Origin of the sequence: Klebsiella sp. X13, assembly GCF_003323835.1 — a bacterium.
GTDB classification, from domain to species: domain Bacteria; phylum Pseudomonadota; class Gammaproteobacteria; order Enterobacterales; family Enterobacteriaceae; genus Klebsiella; species Klebsiella ornithinolytica.
Genome location: NZ_CP030874.1, coordinates 555753 through 571420 on the forward strand (window position 1 = coordinate 555753; position 15668 = coordinate 571420).

Below are 15668 nucleotides of genomic sequence, written 5' to 3' on the forward strand. Positions count from 1 at the left end.
ATCCCTTATGAAGCAAATCCGTATGCTGGCGCAGTACTATGTCGACCTGATGATGAAGCTGGGTCTGGTGCGTTTTTCCATGCTGTTGGCCCTCGCCCTGGTGGTGCTGGCGATTGTGGTACAGATGGCCGTCACGATGGTTCTGCATGGCCAGGTTGAGAGCATCGACGTTATCCGCTCTATCTTCTTTGGTCTGCTGATCACCCCCTGGGCAGTTTATTTTTTGTCGGTGGTGGTGGAGCAACTGGAAGAGTCGCGGCAGCGTCTCTCCCGGCTGGTGGAAAAACTGGAGGAGATGCGCGAGCGCGACCTGCAGCTTAACGTGCAGCTCAAAGATAATATCGCGCAGCTCAATCAGGAGATTGGCGAGCGTGAAAAGGCGGAAGCCGAGCGCGAGACGACGCTGGAACAGCTGAAGATTGAGATGAAAGAGCGCGAAGAGACGCAAATTCAGCTGGAACAGCAATCCTCCTTCCTCCGTTCTTTCCTTGATGCCTCGCCGGACCTGGTATTCTATCGCAATGAAGACAAAGAGTTTTCTGGCTGTAACCGGGCGATGGAGCTCCTGACCGGGAAAAGCGAAAAGCAGCTTATCCACCTGAAACCTCAGGATGTCTATAACGAAGAAGCGGCGGTTAAAGTGCTGGAGACTGACGAAAAGGTCTTCCGCCATAATGTGTCGCTGACCTACGAGCAGTGGCTGGATTATCCGGACGGGCGTAAAGCCTGCTTTGAAATCCGCAAGGTCCCTTACTATGACCGCGTCGGCAAGCGCCGTGGACTGATGGGCTTTGGCCGCGATATTACCGAACGTAAGCGCTACCAGGATGCGCTGGAGCGCGCCAGCCGCGATAAGACCACCTTTATCTCAACCATCAGCCACGAGCTGCGTACGCCGCTCAACGGTATCGTCGGGCTGAGCCGTATCCTGCTGGATACCGAGCTGACCGGTGAGCAGGAAAAATACCTCAAAACCATCCATGTCTCTGCCGTTACGCTGGGGAATATTTTCAACGATATTATCGACATGGATAAAATGGAGCGGCGCAAAGTCCAGCTGGATAATCAGCAGGTCGACTTCACCGGTTTCCTGGCCGATCTGGAAAACCTCTCCGGCCTGCAGGCGCAACAGAAAGGGCTGCGCTTCGTCCTGGAACCGACGCTGCCGCTGCCGCATAAAGTGGTGACCGACGGGACGCGTCTGCGGCAGATTCTGTGGAACCTCATCAGTAACGCCGTGAAATTCACCCCGCAAGGTGGAAACGTCACCGTTCGCGTTCGCTACGATGAAGGCGATATCCTGCATTTTGAAGTGGAAGACTCCGGCATCGGCATTCCCGAAGCCGAGCAGGATAAGATCTTCGCGATGTATTATCAGGTGAAAGACAGCCACGGCGGCAAGCCTGCGACGGGCACCGGGATCGGTCTTGCCGTATCGCGTCGTCTGGCTCGCAATATGGGCGGCGACATTAACGTCTCCAGCCAGCCGGGCCAGGGGGCCACGTTTACGCTGACCGTGCATGCGCCGGCGGTGGCGGAAGAAGTGGAAGATATGCTGACGGAAGATGAGATGCCCCTGCCGGCGCTGAACGTGCTGCTGGTCGAGGATATCGAGCTCAACGTGATTGTGGCGCGCTCGGTGCTGGAGAAGCTGGGTAACAGCGTCGATGTGGCGATGACCGGTAAGGCCGCGCTGGAGATGTTTGAACCGGGCGAGTACGACCTGGTGCTGCTGGATATCCAGCTGCCGGATATGACGGGCCTGGATATTTCTCGTCATCTTAAGCAGCACTTTGCCGCCGACGAGCTACCGCCGCTGGTTGCCCTGACCGCCAACGTCCTGAAGAATAAAAAAGAGTATCTTGATGCCGGAATGGACGACGTCCTGAGTAAACCGCTATCGGTGCCGGCGCTGACGGCAATGATTAAAAAATTCTGGGATTCGCCGGAAGAGGATGAGTGCGAAATGCCGACCGTGGATGTGAGTAAATCGGCATCCGTGCTGGATATTCCGATGCTTGAGCAGTATATCGAGCTGGTGGGGCCAAAGCTTATCAACGATGGTCTTGCGGTTTTTGAGAAGATGATGCCGGGCTATATGGCGGTACTGGAGTCTAATCTGACCGCTCGCGACCAGAAAGGGATCGTCGATGAAGGGCATAAAATTAAAGGCGCGGCGGGCTCGATTGGCCTGCGGCATATCCAACAGCTGGGACAGCAGATTCAGACTCCGGACCTGCCGGCGTGGTCGGATAACGTTGGTGAATGGGTTGAAGAGATGAAATCCGAGTGGCAGAACGATGTAGCGGTGCTGAAAGCATGGGTTGCGGCGGCACATAAAAAATGACCCCGGATAAACCGGGGTGCGCGAATACTGCGCCAACACCAGGGAACTGGTCGTTGCGCCAGAATTTTTAGAGATATTTTTACGTAGCGCAACCTGAGGATTTGGTTTGCTCGCTCATTAAGATAGCAAACCTTAAATTATTTGTTACGTGAATCAGTAAAATATGTGAAGCAATGCGTGTAAATCAAAATTTTTGACTGGTTTCAGCAAGTTGCACTAAGGAGCTGGCAGTATGAAAAAGATTGGCGTGGTATTGAGCGGCTGTGGCGTCTATGACGGAACGGAGATCCATGAAGCGGTCATTACCCTGTTGGCGATCGCCCGTAGCGGCGCACAGGCCATCTGTTTCGCCGCGGATAAAGCGCAAACGGACGTGATCAACCACCTGACCGGTGAGCCGATGGCCGAAAGCCGCAACGTTCTGGTGGAGGCCGCGCGTATTGCCCGTGGCGATATCCAGCCTCTGGCTGCGGCCCGGGCTGAAGATCTGGATGCGCTGATTGTCCCTGGCGGGTTTGGCGCGGCGAAGAACCTCAGCAATTTTGCCTCGCAAGGGGCTGAATGCCAGGTCGATAGCGACCTGAAAGCGTTGACGCTGGCGATGCACGAGGCGGGTAAACCGCTGGGCTTTATGTGTATCGCCCCGGCGCTGCTGCCAAAAATTTTCCCGATCCCGCTGCGGATAACCATCGGCACCGATCTTGATACTGCTGAGGTGGTGGAAGAGATGGGCGCAGAACACGTTCCTTGCCCGGTCGATGATATCGTCGTCGATGAAGAACATAAGGTGGTGACGACCCCGGCCTGGATGCTGGCGCAGAACATTGCGGAAGCGGCAAGCGGGATTGAGAAGCTGGTGGCTCGCGTGCTGGTTCTGACTGCATGAGCGTGCGTTCGGCCCCGTTGCGAATGATTAAACGCCTTTTATTGCGCATTCTGCTGATTGCGGCAGCCTTTTGGGGAGGCGGCATCGCGCTCTTTAGCATACTGCCGGTGCCGTTTTCAGCCGTTATGCTCGAGCGACAAATCGGCGCATGGCTGAGCGGTGATTTTCATTATGTCGCCCACTCCGACTGGGTCGGGATGGACGAGATCTCGCCGTGGATGGGGCTGGCGGCAATCGCTGCGGAGGATCAAAAATTCCCTGAACACTGGGGTTTTGATGTCTCAGCGATAGAGAAAGCGCTGGCACACAATGAACGTCAGGAAAACCGCGTGCGCGGCGCCTCCACGCTTTCGCAGCAAACGGCTAAGAACCTGTTCTTGTGGGATGGCCGTAGCTGGTTGCGCAAAGGGCTGGAGGCAGGGTTAACGGTAGGGATTGAGACGGTGTGGAGTAAAAAACGGATTCTGACCGTCTACCTGAATATCGCTGAATTTGGGGAAGGAACGTTCGGCGTCGAAGCGGCGTCCCGGCGCTACTTTCACAAGCCTGCGAGCAAGTTAACGGCTTCTGAAGCGGCGCTCCTGGCTGCGGTATTGCCCAACCCGATTCGCTTTCGCGCCGATGCGCCGTCCGGCTATGTTCGCAGTCGGCAGGCGTGGATCCTGCGTCAGATGCGTCAGCTAGGCGGAGAAGGATTTATGCAGGCGAATAAGCTGAAGTGAGGTCGCGGCAGAAACAATAGCCCCGGTCAGCGTCGTGCAGCCGGGGAAGAGGCGGGAATGTTTAGTCTTCGTCAAAACCGGCGTTGAACAGCGCGATAACCGCTGCCAGCGCCTCGACTTCCTGCGGACCGTTGGCTTCAATCTCGATTTGCCGACCTTTGGCCGAGTCGAGCATCAGCAGGGCAATTACGCTATTGGCCTCCGCTTCCGTCCCCTCGTCGTTGCGCAGCAGGACTTCCGCATCATAATTCTGCATCAGCTCAAACAGCTTCATCGCCGGGCGGGCATGCATCCCCAGTTTATTGGTGATTTCAACGATCTGCTTTACGGTCATGATTTGCGTTTTTCCAGCGTCCGATGACGAGACTGCACGTTCTTACCGCGTGAGCGGAAGTAATCAGCCAGCTGTTCGGCAATGTAGACCGAACGGTGTTTACCGCCGGTACAACCAATCGCCACCGTCAGATAGCTGCGATTATTGGTCTCCAGCATCGGTAACCATAGCTCAAGATAGCTGCGGGTCTGGTAAATAAAATTGTGAACTTCCGTGTGCCGGTCAAGGAAGGCGGCCACCGGCTTATCCAGACCGGTCATTGGACGCAGTTTCGGATCCCAGTGTGGGTTTGGCAGGAAGCGTACGTCAAAGACGTAATCGGCATCAATCGGGATACCGTGCTTAAAGCCAAAGGATTCAAAGACCATGGTCAGCTCACGTTCACGCTTGCCGAGCAGACGGGTACGTAGCATTTCCGCCAGCTCGTGTACCGACATCTCTGAAGTGTCGACGATCAGGTCGGCGCGGGAACGCAGCGGCTCCAGCAGCGCGCTCTCTTCGTCAATCGCGCTTTCCAGCGACAGATTTTTGCTCGATAGCGGATGCAGACGACGGGTGTCGCTGTAGCGGCGGATCAGCGTATTGCGGTCAGCATCAAGGAACAGCAGCTGAGGGGAAAATGCCTCAGGCAGGTTTTTCATCGCCTGTTCAAAGATCTCTGGCGATTCCGGCATGTTACGCACGTCAATGCTGACGGCGGCAGAGATGTTTCTGTCGGCCAGCGATCTCGCCAGCTCAGGCAACAGCACTACCGGCAGGTTATCTACGCAGTAGAAGCCCATATCTTCCAGCGCCCGCAGAGCGACGGATTTCCCCGAGCCTGAGCGGCCGCTGACGATCATCAGTACCATGTACCGTTTCTCCTCAGTACGATAAAGGGTAGGGGGCGACGGCCGTTATACGTCATCGTTGCTTCCTGCTTCGGTGATGATCTCATACAGCTCTTCATCGCTTTGCGCTGCGCGCAGGCGACGGCAAATCGTTTTATCCGCCAGTCGTTTTGCAACCAGAGACAGCGTATGCAGATGGGTTTTGGTCTGGTCAGCCGGGACCAGAAGCGCAAACAGCAGATCGACCGGCTGATTGTCGATGGCATCAAATGCGATCGGAGTCTCCAGCTGGACAAACACGCCAACGGCGCGCAGCGTATCCTCTTCAAGTTTACCGTGCGGAATGGCAATCCCGTTGCCAATCCCGGTACTGCCCATTTTCTCGCGGGTAAGGATCGCCTCAAACACCACCTGCGGCGGCAAACCTAACTGTTTTGCTGCCAGTTCACTGATGATTTCCAGCGCGCGCTTTTTGCTCTGGCAGTGAACCTGGCTACGGGTACATTCCTGGTTAAGGACGTTGCTCAGTTGTAGAGCCGAATCGTTGTTCATCATAATTTCACCTGAGCGCGCCCCTTGCCTGCTACCGATGAAGGCTGGCAGCAGGCAAGGGCGGTGCCCGGACAATTAGTGTTGTTTTAGTTTATCTTTATGTTTTGTTAACTGTCTTGCCAGCTTATCGATGAGTCCATCGATAGCGGCATACATATCCTGCCCTTCCGCACTGGCATGGATTTCGCCACCGTTGACATGCAGATTGGCATCCGCAATTTGCGTCACCTTCTCTACTTTTAACACAATATAGACCTGATTGATCCTGTCGAAAAACTGCTCCAGCTTGCTGAACTTCGCATTAACGAATTCGCGCAGTGCAGGGGTGATCTCGACGTTGTGTCCTGTAATGTTGAGCTGCATAGTGTCTTCCTTATCGGTTGTATCAAACCAGTTGTTTACGCTGGTTAGATGGCGGAATGGATAAAGACTCTCGGTACTTAGCGACGGTACGACGTGCCACCATGATACCCTGTTCGGACAGGATGGTGGTCAGCTTACTGTCACTCAACGGCTTCGCGGGATTCTCCGCGGCGATTAACTTCTTCACCAGCGCACGAATGGCCGTCGACGATGCCTCGCCGCCGCCTTCCGTATTCACGTGGCTGGAAAAGAAATATTTCAGCTCAAAAATACCGCGCGGACTGTGCAGATATTTTTGGGTGGTAACGCGTGAAATGGTGGATTCATGCATTTCGACGGCCTGAGCGATATCCGCCAGCACCATCGGTTTCATGAACTCTTCACCCTGATCGAAGAAGGCCTGCTGCTGTTCGACGATGCAGCGGCTGACGCGCAACAGCGTATCATTGCGGCTTTCCAGACTCTTGATCAGCCAGCGAGCTTCCTGCAGGTTGCTGCGGATAAACTGGCTGTCTGCATCATTGCGCGCGCTATTGCCCATGGCCGCGTAATGCTGATTAATCTTCAGACGTGGGATGCTGTCGGAGTTAAGCTCCACGACCCAGCGGCCGCTGACTTTACGTACCAGCACGTCGGGAATGACGTATTCCGGCTCGCTGGTCTGAATCGACTGACCGGGGCGCGGATCGAGGGACTGGATGAGATTAACGGCTTCTTTCAGCACCTCTTCTTTCAGTCGGGTGACGCGCATCAGGGAGCGGAAATCATGGTTGGCGAGCAGATCGAGATGATCGCTGATGATCAGCCGGGCTTCTTCCAGCCACGGCGTCTCTTTAGCATATTGGGAAAGCTGAACCAGCAGACAGTCGCGCAGATCTTTTGCCGCGACGCCGACCGGGTCAAAGCGCTGGATACGCTTTAGCACCGCTTCCACTTCTTCGAGACCAATGTCGTCATCGTCGATACTCTCGACAATATCTTCCAGCCGAATAGTGAGATAGCCGGTGTCATCAACGGCATCGACAATCGAGGTGGCAATGGCGCGGTCGGTGTCGGTAAACGGCGTCAGTTCAACCTGCCACATCAGGTAATCCTGCAGGCTTTGGGTCGTTTCGCCTTGATAGACAGGCAGCTCGTCGTCCTGGTAATCAACGCCGTTTCCGGACGGGGTGCCGGCGGTGTAGATTTCATCCCAGCTGGCGTCGAGCGGCAGCTCTTCCGGCATATCTTTTTGTTCAAGAGCGTCGACGGTGTCCAGCGATTCGCGGTCCTCGACCTCTTTGGTTTCTACCTCATCGTGAAGATCGGTTTGCTCAAGCAGCGGATTACTCTCCAGCGCCTGCTGGAGTTCTTGCTGGAGTTCTAACGTGGACAGCTGCAGCAGGCGAATAGCCTGTTGCAGTTGTGGCGTCATGGCAAGCTGTTGGCTTAGCCTTAATTGCAAACCTTGCTTCATATTCAGGGCTAATATCTCCGGCTAAAACGTCTGTAACCTCTACCCTATCAGAGTCTGAAGTCTTCCCCAAGATACACGCGCTTAACCTGCTCGTCTTCAAGGATTTGCTGCGGGGTGCCGTGGGCGATCAGGTGGCCCTGGCTGACGATATAGGCGCGTTCGCAGACGGCCAGCGTCTCCCTGACGTTATGGTCGGTGATCAGCACGCCAAGACCGCTGTCGCGCAGATGTTCGATGATGCGTTTGATATCAATAACGGAAATGGGGTCAACGCCGGCAAAAGGCTCATCCAGCAGAATGAATTTCGGATTAGCGGCCAGCGCGCGGGCGATTTCAACGCGGCGGCGTTCACCGCCGGAAAGCGCCTGTCCCAGGCTGTCGCGCAGATGCTCGATGTGAAATTCTTCCATCAGCTCTTTCGCGCGGTCTTCACGCTGCTCGCTGCTGAGATCGTCGCGAATCTGCAAAACCGCCATTAAATTATCGTACACGCTCAGGCGGCGGAAAATGGAAGCTTCCTGCGGCAGATAGCCGATCCCCCGACGCGCGCGGGCATGCAGCGGCAGCAGGCTGATATCTTCATCGTCGATAATAATGTTGCCAGCGTCGCGCGGCACAATGCCGACCACCATGTAGAAGGTCGTGGTTTTACCGGCGCCGTTTGGCCCGAGGAGGCCAACGATCTCGCCAGAGTTCACGGTCAGACTGACATCTTCCACCACGCGGCGGCCTTTATACGCCTTGGCGAGATTCTTTGCGGTTAATGTTGCCATAACGAATTAGTTACCCTTCTTTTGCTGGTTGGTGCTTTTGTCTTGCAGCTGCGAAGGAACCAGAACCGTCGTCACGCGTCCGCCTTTATTGCTGAACGCCTGCATTTTCTGCTCTTTCACCAGATAGGTAATTTTGTCGCCCTGGATGTTGCTATCGATCTGTTCCAGATGCGCATTACCGGTCAGGACGACGAAATCATTCTGCAATTCATAGTGCATTTTTTGCGCGCGGCCTTTCACCGGCTTGCCGTTGTCCTGCATCTGGAAGAAGGTTGCCGGATTACCGTAACCGTCGATCACTTCTTTACCTTTTTCACCGCCAGGACGGGTCACCACCACCTTATCGGCGTTGATTTTAATGGTCCCCTGGGTGACGACGACATTACCGGTGAAGGTGACGACATTGCCCTGCATATCCAGTGACTGCTGATCGGATTCGATGTGAATCGGTTGATCGGTATCGCCGGTTTTTGCCAGTGCCGGCAGGCTGGCGGCCAGTAAGGCGCTGGCGAGCGCAATCTTAAGGCTGAGTTTGTTTGTTCTGAATTTCATAAGAGGTTCTAACCTTTTCAATCAGCTCGGCAGTTTTGCTGCGTAAATTTCCGCGCATTTTCAGGCCGCTGGAATTAAATGTCGTCCCGTACAACGTCACCATGTCATCAGAGGTAACATCTTGCGTCACCAGGTTTATCTGGGCGTTATCCGTCGTAATTTTGCGCAATTGAGAGTCCGCGCTCAGCGCGTCCACCTCTACGTTTCCGTAAAGATACAGCATGCGGTCTTTAGTCAGTTTGGCTTTATCCGCTTTGATAGACCAGGTGGGTACCTTGTTGGTATCAAATGTGGTCATCACCGGTTTGGTGAACCACGAGACTTCCTGGGCGGAAAAATACTCCACGTGCTCAGCGATTAAGCGGTAGTTAAGCGCCCCTTCCGGGCTGTAAACAACGGTGTCGGTATGTTCACTGGTATAGGTCGGGTCATCAGGATTGATCTCTTGCTGAGTGGTATCGTCCGTACCCGCCAGATTCAGGCCGATCAGAATAAGCGCGACCAGCGATAGTAAAATGATAACCCAACGTCTGGTTTTACTCATATTGATTGCCCTTTGGCCTCATCCAGCTTGCCCTGCGCCAATAGTAACAAATCGCAGACTTCGCGTACCGCTCCGCGTCCACCGTTGATGCGGGTAACATAATCTGCGCGCGGTAGCAGCAGCGGGTGCGCATCCGCCACTGCCACGCTTAAACCGACCTCGGCCATCACCGGCCAGTCGATCAGATCATCGCCGATGTAGGCAACTTCGTCCGGGCGAACGGCCAGCTTGCGCAATAATTCGCGAAATGCCAGCAGTTTATCGGACTGCCCCTGATACAGGTGCGTAATGCCCAGCGTCTGACAACGATCTTCTACCAGTTTAGCTTTTCGTCCGGTAATAATCGCGACTTCAATACCTGAGGTCAGCGCGCAGCGAATTCCGTAACCGTCGCGAACGTTAAACGCCTTCAGCTCTTCACCGCTGTTGCCCATGTAGATCAGGCCATCGGACAGCACGCCGTCTACGTCGAGGATCAATAAACGGATCTTCGCCGCCCGATCGATAAATTCAGGGCTTACTGGCCCGTAGCAGGTTTCCTGCAGAGCATCAGCATTATTCATTATTTTATCCTTACTTACACTACGCCTGCGCGCAGGAGATCGTGCATATGTACCACACCCAACAGGCGGTCGCCATCGGCAACTAACACACAGGTGATATGGCGAGATTGCATCAGGTTCAGCGCATCGACGGCAAGAATACCGGGGCGAATGCGAATGCCGCCCGGTGTCATGACATCGGCAATACTGGCATTACGCATATCGACCCCGGTATCAAACACCCGGCGCAGGTCGCCATCGGTGAAAATACCGATGATGTTCATGTCATCATCACAGACAGCCGTCATGCCTAAATTTTTACGTGTGATTTCCAGCAGCGCATCGCGCAAGGTGGCCTGCACATTGACGTGCGGGATTTCATCACCCGTATGCATAATATCATTGACCCGCAACAGCAGCTTACGACCCAGTGCGCCGCCAGGGTGCGACAGCGCAAAATCTTCAGCGGTAAAGCCGCGCGCTTCCAGCAGGGCAACCGCCAGCGCATCGCCCATAACCAGCGCGGCGGTGGTGCTGGAGGTCGGGGCCAGCCCTAACGGGCAGGCTTCTTTCAGTACCTTCACGCAAAGATGGATGTCCGCGGCGCGCGCCATGCTGCTTTCCGGACGGCTGGTCATGCAGATAAGAGGCACCTGCAGGCGTTTAAGTACCGGAATCAGCGCCAGGATCTCGTTCGACTCGCCGGAATTCGAGAGCGCGATAACCACATCCTTCGGCGTCACCATGCCTAAATCGCCGTGGGCCGCTTCGCCGGGGTGCACAAAAAACGACGGCGTACCGGTGCTGGCAAACGTCGCCGCCATTTTACGCCCGATATGGCCGGATTTGCCCATCCCCATCACCACGACTTTGCCCGCGCAGCGGAAGATCTTCTCGCAGGCATGAGTGAAATCTTCATTAATGTACTGATCGAGTTGAGCCAGACCTTCACGTTCAATTTCCAGAACTTCACGTCCTACCCGTTGAAAGTCAAAATCCGTTGGCAAATCTATTTGCGACATAGTGTTATCCCGATTCATTCAACGAAGAGCGGTGCTGCCCAGTACAGCATCGCCAACCAAACCACAAAACCGCCGACCAGCAGCGCACCCACCAGGCGACCGGGTTGCCATTTGCGACGCCAGCATAGCAGGACGAATATCACGCTGACGAACAGCATCACGGCATAGTCGCGCGTAAAGGCCTCCGGTGCGAATGCTCCCGGGGCGATCAGTGCCGGTAATCCGAGAACCAGGGCGATATTCAGGATATTCGCGCCGATAATATTCCCGATAGCGATATCGTCTTCCCCTTTTCGCGCCCCGGCAATCGTCGTTGCCAGTTCCGGCAGGCTGGTGCCGATCGCCACCACCGTTAAGCCGACGGTGAGCTCGCTGATAGCGAAGTAGTTTGCCAGCACGGTAGCATTATCCACGACCATTCGGGTTGCCATGGGCATCACAATCATGGCTACACCCAGCCAGAGCAGGGCCACGGGAAGCGAACCTTCCCGCGGAAGCTCCGCCATCTGTTCCCGGGTCAGGCTATCGCTGCCCTGACGTTCCGCCAGCCGGGCGATTTTAATCGTAAACAGCAGCCACAGCAGGGCGAGCGCCAGTAAGAAAAGACCGTCCATACGGGACAGTTGCCCATCGTACAGCACAAAGCTTGCCAGCAAACTGACCAGCAACATTAGCGGTAACTCGCGGCGCAGGATATCAGAATGCACGGTAAATGGACGCAACAAGGCAGCGAGGCCGAGTATTAATAATATATTGGTAATATTGGATCCGAGCGCCGTGCCGATCGCCAGATCGGTCTGTCCGTGCAGAGACGCAGCGGCGGAAACGATGATCTCCGGCAGGCTGGTGCCGATACTTACCACCGTCATCCCGATAATGAGCGGGGGGATCCCTATCATGCGGCAAAGTATTGAAGCGGCGTAGACCAGACGATCGGCGCTGTAGACTACCAGCAGTAAACCAATTATTAACAGAGCCGTCGCTAAGAGCATCTAAAGTCCTTTCTTCAGGTATAATCGTTGATTCGCTGTAGCGGTCCATCTGCAGCGTAACGAATTCTTAATTTTGACTTTATGTTTGTCAAAAGTAAAACAAATGCCAGCTTTCGCTAACCCAGGCAGGTAAGATTCTGTAAAAATGTTGGGTTTGTGGCGAAGGTACGCGCCATGCTTAGCCCGAGGGATGTTTAGTAAGGATGATTTTATGAGCCAAACTCTGGCGAATTTGGTCGAAGTACGCGGTATCCGCTTCTCTCGCGGCGATCGCGTCATCTTTGACGATATCTCGCTGTCAGTGCCGCGCGGTAAGATCACGGCGATTATGGGACCATCGGGGATCGGTAAAACGACGCTGCTGCGCCTGATCGGTGGGCAGATCCCGCCGGATAAAGGTGAGATCCTGTTCGATGGTGAAAACGTGCCGCAGATGTCACGCTCGCGCCTGTATACCGTGCGTAAGCGCATGAGCATGCTGTTCCAGTCCGGAGCACTGTTCACCGATATGAACGTGTTCAATAACGTAGCCTACCCGCTACGTGAACATACGCGTTTGCCGGAGGCGTTACTGCATACGACCGTCATGATGAAGCTTGAAGCGGTCGGGCTGCGCGGAGCGGCGAAATTAATGCCTTCTGAACTCTCAGGCGGGATGGCGCGCCGCGCCGCCCTGGCCAGGGCTATTGCGCTGGAGCCGGACCTGATTATGTTCGACGAACCGTTTGTCGGACAGGATCCCATCACCATGGGCGTGCTGGTTAAGCTGATCTCAGAACTCAACAGCACGCTGGGCGTGACCTGTATCGTGGTGTCACATGACGTGCCAGAAGTGCTGAGCATTGCTGATTACGCGTATATCGTGGCGGACAAAAAAATCGTGGCTCACGGCAGCGCGCAGTCGCTGCGTGAAAACGGCGACCCGCGGGTTCGCCAGTTCATTGATGGTATTGCCGATGGTCCGGTACCGTTCCGCTATCCGGCCGGGGACTATCAGCATGATTTATTAGGCAAGGGAGCGAGCAACTGATGCTGCTAAATGTGCTGGCATCACTCGGACACCGGGGAATTAAAACGACCGCGGCTTTCGGGCGTGCCGGATTAATGCTTTTCAATGCGGTAGTGGGCAAGCCGGAATTTCGTAAGCATGCGCCGCTGTTGGTCCGTCAGCTCTACAACGTTGGCGTGCTATCGATGCTGATTATCATCGTGTCGGGGCTGTTTATCGGCATGGTGCTGGGGCTGCAGGGCTATCTGGTGCTCACCACCTATAGTGCGGAAACCAGTTTAGGCATGCTGGTGGCGTTATCCCTGCTGCGCGAACTGGGGCCGGTGGTTGCTGCGCTGCTGTTTGCCGGGCGTGCGGGTTCCGCGCTGACCGCGGAAATTGGCCTGATGCGTGCGACCGAACAGCTCTCCAGCATGGAAATGATGGCGGTCGATCCGCTGCGGCGCGTGATTTCCCCTCGCTTCTGGGCAGGGGTTATCTCGCTGCCGCTGTTGACCATTATTTTTGTCGCCGTGGGCATCTGGGGCGGCTCGCTGGTGGGCGTAAGCTGGAAGGGGATCGACAGTGGCTTCTTCTGGTCTGCGATGCAAAATGCCGTTGACTGGCGAATGGACCTGGTTAACTGCCTGATTAAGAGTCTGGTGTTTGCCATTACGGTGACATGGGTTGCGTTATTTAATGGTTATGACGCTATCCCCACTTCCGCCGGGATTAGCCGGGCAACGACGCGTACCGTGGTGCATTCGTCGCTGGCGGTTCTGGGGCTGGATTTTGTGCTGACTGCGCTGATGTTTGGGAATTGAGTTCATGCAAACGAAAAAAAGTGAAATCTGGGTAGGTGTGTTCTTACTGGTTGCGTTGCTGGCTGCGCTGTTTGTCTGTCTCAAAGCCGCCAACGTGACCTCTTTACGTACCGAACCGACGTACCGTATCTATGCGACCTTTGACAATATTGGTGGGCTGAAGGCGCGTTCTCCGGTCCGCATTGGCGGTGTGGTCGTGGGCCGGGTTGCGGATATTACGCTTGACCCGAAAACCTACCTGCCGCGCGTTGCGCTCGATATTGATGAGAGCTACAACCATATTCCTGATTCCAGCTCGCTGGCTATTCGTACCTCAGGCCTGCTGGGAGAACAGTACCTGGCGCTGAATATCGGTTTCGACGATCCGGAACTGGGGACGTCTATCCTTAAAGATGGCAGCACTATTCAGGACACCAAGTCAGCCATGGTTCTGGAAGACCTGATTGGTCAGTTCCTTTATAGCAGTAAGGGCAGTGACAATAAGAATTCTGGCGATGATTCGGCAGCGACAGAGAGTCATACTGACGCCACGCCACCGGCCGCCACGACGCATTAATTTCAGGAGAGACACCCTATGTTTAAACGTTTATTGATGATCGCCATGCTGGTGATTGCTCCCTTGACGGCTGCTACGGCGGCGGATCAGTCCAATCCCTATAAGCTGATGAACGAAGCGGCGCAGAAGACCTTCGATCGTCTGAAAAATGAACAGCCGAAGATTCAGGCTAACCCGAACTATCTGCGTGATATCGTTGACCAGGAGCTGATGCCGTATGTCCAGGTGAAGTATGCCGGCGCGCTGGTTCTGGGCCGGTATTATAAAGATGCGACCCCGGCGCAGCGCGAAGCCTACTTTGTCGCCTTCCGTGAATACCTGAAGCAGGCCTACGGCCAGGCGCTGGCTATGTACCATGGTCAAACTTACCAGATTGCTCCGGAACAACCGCTGGGCGATGCAACGATCGTCCCTATTCGCGTGACGATCGTCGATCCCAATGGCCGCCCTCCGGTACGCCTGGATTTCCAGTGGCGTAAAAACACCCAGACCGGTAACTGGCAGGCTTACGATATGATTGCCGAAGGGGTGAGCATGATCACCACCAAACAAAACGAGTGGAGCGATCTGCTGCGCACCAAAGGCGTTGATGGCCTGACCGCGCAACTGAAGGCGATCTCCGCGCAGCCGATCACTCTGGAACAGAAAAAATAATGACCGGGCAGCTGAGCTGGACTCGCGACGGCGAGCGACTGGCGCTGCACGGGGAGCTGGACCAGGATCTGCTGGTCCCGCTCTGGGAAGCCCGTGCGCAGGCGACCGATGGCGTGTCGACTATCGACCTGAGCGCACTAACCCGGGTGGATACCGCCGGCCTGGCGCTGCTGATGCACTTTGTGGCGTTAATTCGTCACCAGGGCCGGGAGGCGAAACTGATTGGTAAGAGCGACAACCTGCAAACTTTAGCCAGTCTTTACAACCTTCCCGCCGATATGATCCCATAGTTTTTCAGTGCGTTACTGCTGAGGTTATCCTGAAAGCCCCATCAATATCTTCGATGGGGCTTTTTGCTTATTTAAGACCGCGCCACTTTCCTCTAAGATGTTGGGCTATTTTCACTACCAGATAAAATTTGAACCCATGGAAAATCATGAAATTCAGACCGTGCTGATGAACGCACTCTCCCTTCAGGAAGTCCACGTCTCTGGCGATGGCAGTCACTTTCAGGTTATTGCTGTGGGTGAGATGTTTGACGGCATGAGCCGGGTAAAGAAACAGCAGGCTGTCTACGCTCCGCTGATGGAATACATTGCCGACAACCGCATTCATGCTCTGTCGATCAAAGCATTTACCCCGCAAGAATGGGCCCGGGACCGCAAACTCAACGGCTTTTAAGCTGCAGGGATGTTCCCCGCAGCGTATGTGAATTCTTAACAGAGAACAGA

General features: G+C 55.0%; 20 protein-coding genes. 9 read left to right on the forward strand and 11 right to left on the reverse strand.

From position 1 onward, the window contains the following. Positions 1–7: 7 nt before the first annotated feature. From arcB to mtgA, 3 genes are all read left to right on the forward strand, one after another. Positions 8–2347, forward strand: a complete 2340-nt coding sequence (gene arcB / locus DSD31_RS02730; protein ID WP_015585653.1) for an aerobic respiration two-component sensor histidine kinase ArcB — start codon at positions 8–10, stop codon at positions 2345–2347. 232 nt (positions 2348–2579) lie between these two features. Further along, positions 2580–3233: an isoprenoid biosynthesis glyoxalase ElbB gene (gene elbB, locus DSD31_RS02735; RefSeq protein WP_004868182.1), complete on the forward strand. Its 654-nt coding sequence runs from the start codon at positions 2580–2582 to the stop codon at positions 3231–3233. Beyond that, positions 3230–3955, forward strand: coding sequence for a monofunctional biosynthetic peptidoglycan transglycosylase (gene mtgA / locus DSD31_RS02740; protein ID WP_004868178.1), 726 nt, complete (start codon positions 3230–3232; stop codon positions 3953–3955). The genes elbB and mtgA overlap by 4 nt, the downstream gene beginning before the upstream one ends. A gap of 61 nt (positions 3956–4016) precedes the next feature. Here the strand turns inward: mtgA and npr are convergent, their stop codons facing one another. The 11 genes from npr to DSD31_RS02795 all read right to left on the reverse strand — a co-directional run bounded on the left by npr (position 4017) and on the right by DSD31_RS02795 (position 11915). Further along, positions 4017–4289 carry a PTS phosphocarrier protein NPr gene (npr, locus tag DSD31_RS02745; protein ID WP_004868176.1) on the reverse strand — a complete coding sequence of 91 codons (273 nt, stop codon included), beginning with the start codon at positions 4287–4289 and terminating at the stop codon, positions 4017–4019. Next, on the reverse strand, positions 4286–5140 hold the full coding sequence (gene rapZ, locus DSD31_RS02750) for an RNase adapter RapZ (RefSeq protein WP_004868172.1): 855 nt from the start codon (positions 5138–5140) through the stop codon (positions 4286–4288). The genes npr and rapZ overlap by 4 nt, the downstream gene beginning before the upstream one ends. A gap of 45 nt (positions 5141–5185) precedes the next feature. After that, the gene (gene ptsN / locus DSD31_RS02755) at positions 5186–5674 is read right to left on the reverse strand and encodes a PTS IIA-like nitrogen regulatory protein PtsN (RefSeq protein WP_015585655.1); all 489 of its coding nucleotides are present in this window, start codon (positions 5672–5674) and stop codon (positions 5186–5188) included. 72 nt (positions 5675–5746) lie between these two features. After that, a complete protein-coding gene (gene hpf / locus DSD31_RS02760; RefSeq protein WP_004868168.1) occupies positions 5747–6034 on the reverse strand; it encodes a ribosome hibernation promoting factor in 288 nt (95 codons plus the stop codon). Between the two features lie 22 nt (positions 6035–6056). After that, positions 6057–7490 carry an RNA polymerase factor sigma-54 gene (gene rpoN / locus DSD31_RS02765; protein ID WP_004868164.1) on the reverse strand — a complete coding sequence of 478 codons (1434 nt, stop codon included), beginning with the start codon at positions 7488–7490 and terminating at the stop codon, positions 6057–6059. A 47-nt stretch (positions 7491–7537) separates the two neighbouring features. After that, a complete protein-coding gene (gene lptB / locus DSD31_RS02770; protein ID WP_004206203.1) occupies positions 7538–8263 on the reverse strand; it encodes an LPS export ABC transporter ATP-binding protein in 726 nt (241 codons plus the stop codon). 6 nt (positions 8264–8269) lie between these two features. Continuing rightward, positions 8270–8815: a lipopolysaccharide ABC transporter substrate-binding protein LptA gene (lptA, locus tag DSD31_RS02775; RefSeq protein ID WP_004868159.1), complete on the reverse strand. Its 546-nt coding sequence runs from the start codon at positions 8813–8815 to the stop codon at positions 8270–8272. Then, positions 8784–9359 (reverse strand): LPS export ABC transporter periplasmic protein LptC, encoded by a 576-nt coding sequence (gene lptC / locus DSD31_RS02780; protein ID WP_004868154.1) that lies wholly within the window; start codon positions 9357–9359, stop codon positions 8784–8786. Before lptC ends, lptA begins: the two co-directional genes overlap by 32 nt. After that, positions 9356–9922: a 3-deoxy-manno-octulosonate-8-phosphatase KdsC gene (kdsC, locus tag DSD31_RS02785; protein WP_004868149.1), complete on the reverse strand. Its 567-nt coding sequence runs from the start codon at positions 9920–9922 to the stop codon at positions 9356–9358. The genes lptC and kdsC overlap by 4 nt, the downstream gene beginning before the upstream one ends. Positions 9923–9936: 14 nt before the next feature. After that, positions 9937–10941 (reverse strand): arabinose-5-phosphate isomerase KdsD, encoded by a 1005-nt coding sequence (kdsD, locus tag DSD31_RS02790; protein ID WP_369973985.1) that lies wholly within the window; start codon positions 10939–10941, stop codon positions 9937–9939. After that, on the reverse strand, positions 10938–11915 hold the full coding sequence (locus tag DSD31_RS02795) for a calcium/sodium antiporter (protein WP_004868144.1): 978 nt from the start codon (positions 11913–11915) through the stop codon (positions 10938–10940). Before DSD31_RS02795 ends, kdsD begins: the two co-directional genes overlap by 4 nt. A 211-nt stretch (positions 11916–12126) precedes the next feature. On the opposite strand from DSD31_RS02795, the gene mlaF reads away from it, so the two are divergent. The 6 genes from mlaF (at position 12127) to ibaG (ending at position 15618) form a co-directional block, all read left to right on the forward strand. Next, positions 12127–12945: a phospholipid ABC transporter ATP-binding protein MlaF gene (gene mlaF / locus DSD31_RS02800; protein ID WP_004868142.1), complete on the forward strand. Its 819-nt coding sequence runs from the start codon at positions 12127–12129 to the stop codon at positions 12943–12945. Further along, a complete protein-coding gene (mlaE, locus tag DSD31_RS02805) occupies positions 12945–13727 on the forward strand; it encodes a lipid asymmetry maintenance ABC transporter permease subunit MlaE (protein ID WP_004868139.1) in 783 nt (260 codons plus the stop codon). Before mlaF ends, mlaE begins: the two co-directional genes overlap by 1 nt. Positions 13728–13731: 4 nt before the next feature. Then, complete coding sequence (gene mlaD / locus DSD31_RS02810) at positions 13732–14283, forward strand: outer membrane lipid asymmetry maintenance protein MlaD (protein WP_004868136.1); 552 nt, start codon at positions 13732–13734, stop codon at positions 14281–14283. Between the two features lie 18 nt (positions 14284–14301). Further along, positions 14302–14937 carry a phospholipid-binding protein MlaC gene (gene mlaC / locus DSD31_RS02815; RefSeq protein ID WP_044346932.1) on the forward strand — a complete coding sequence of 212 codons (636 nt, stop codon included), beginning with the start codon at positions 14302–14304 and terminating at the stop codon, positions 14935–14937. After that, complete coding sequence (gene mlaB / locus DSD31_RS02820) at positions 14937–15227, forward strand: lipid asymmetry maintenance protein MlaB (protein ID WP_004868129.1); 291 nt, start codon at positions 14937–14939, stop codon at positions 15225–15227. Before mlaC ends, mlaB begins: the two co-directional genes overlap by 1 nt. A 136-nt stretch (positions 15228–15363) precedes the next feature. Further along, positions 15364–15618 (forward strand): BolA family iron metabolism protein IbaG, encoded by a 255-nt coding sequence (ibaG, locus tag DSD31_RS02825; RefSeq protein WP_015585657.1) that lies wholly within the window; start codon positions 15364–15366, stop codon positions 15616–15618. Positions 15619–15668 lie beyond the last annotated feature (50 nt).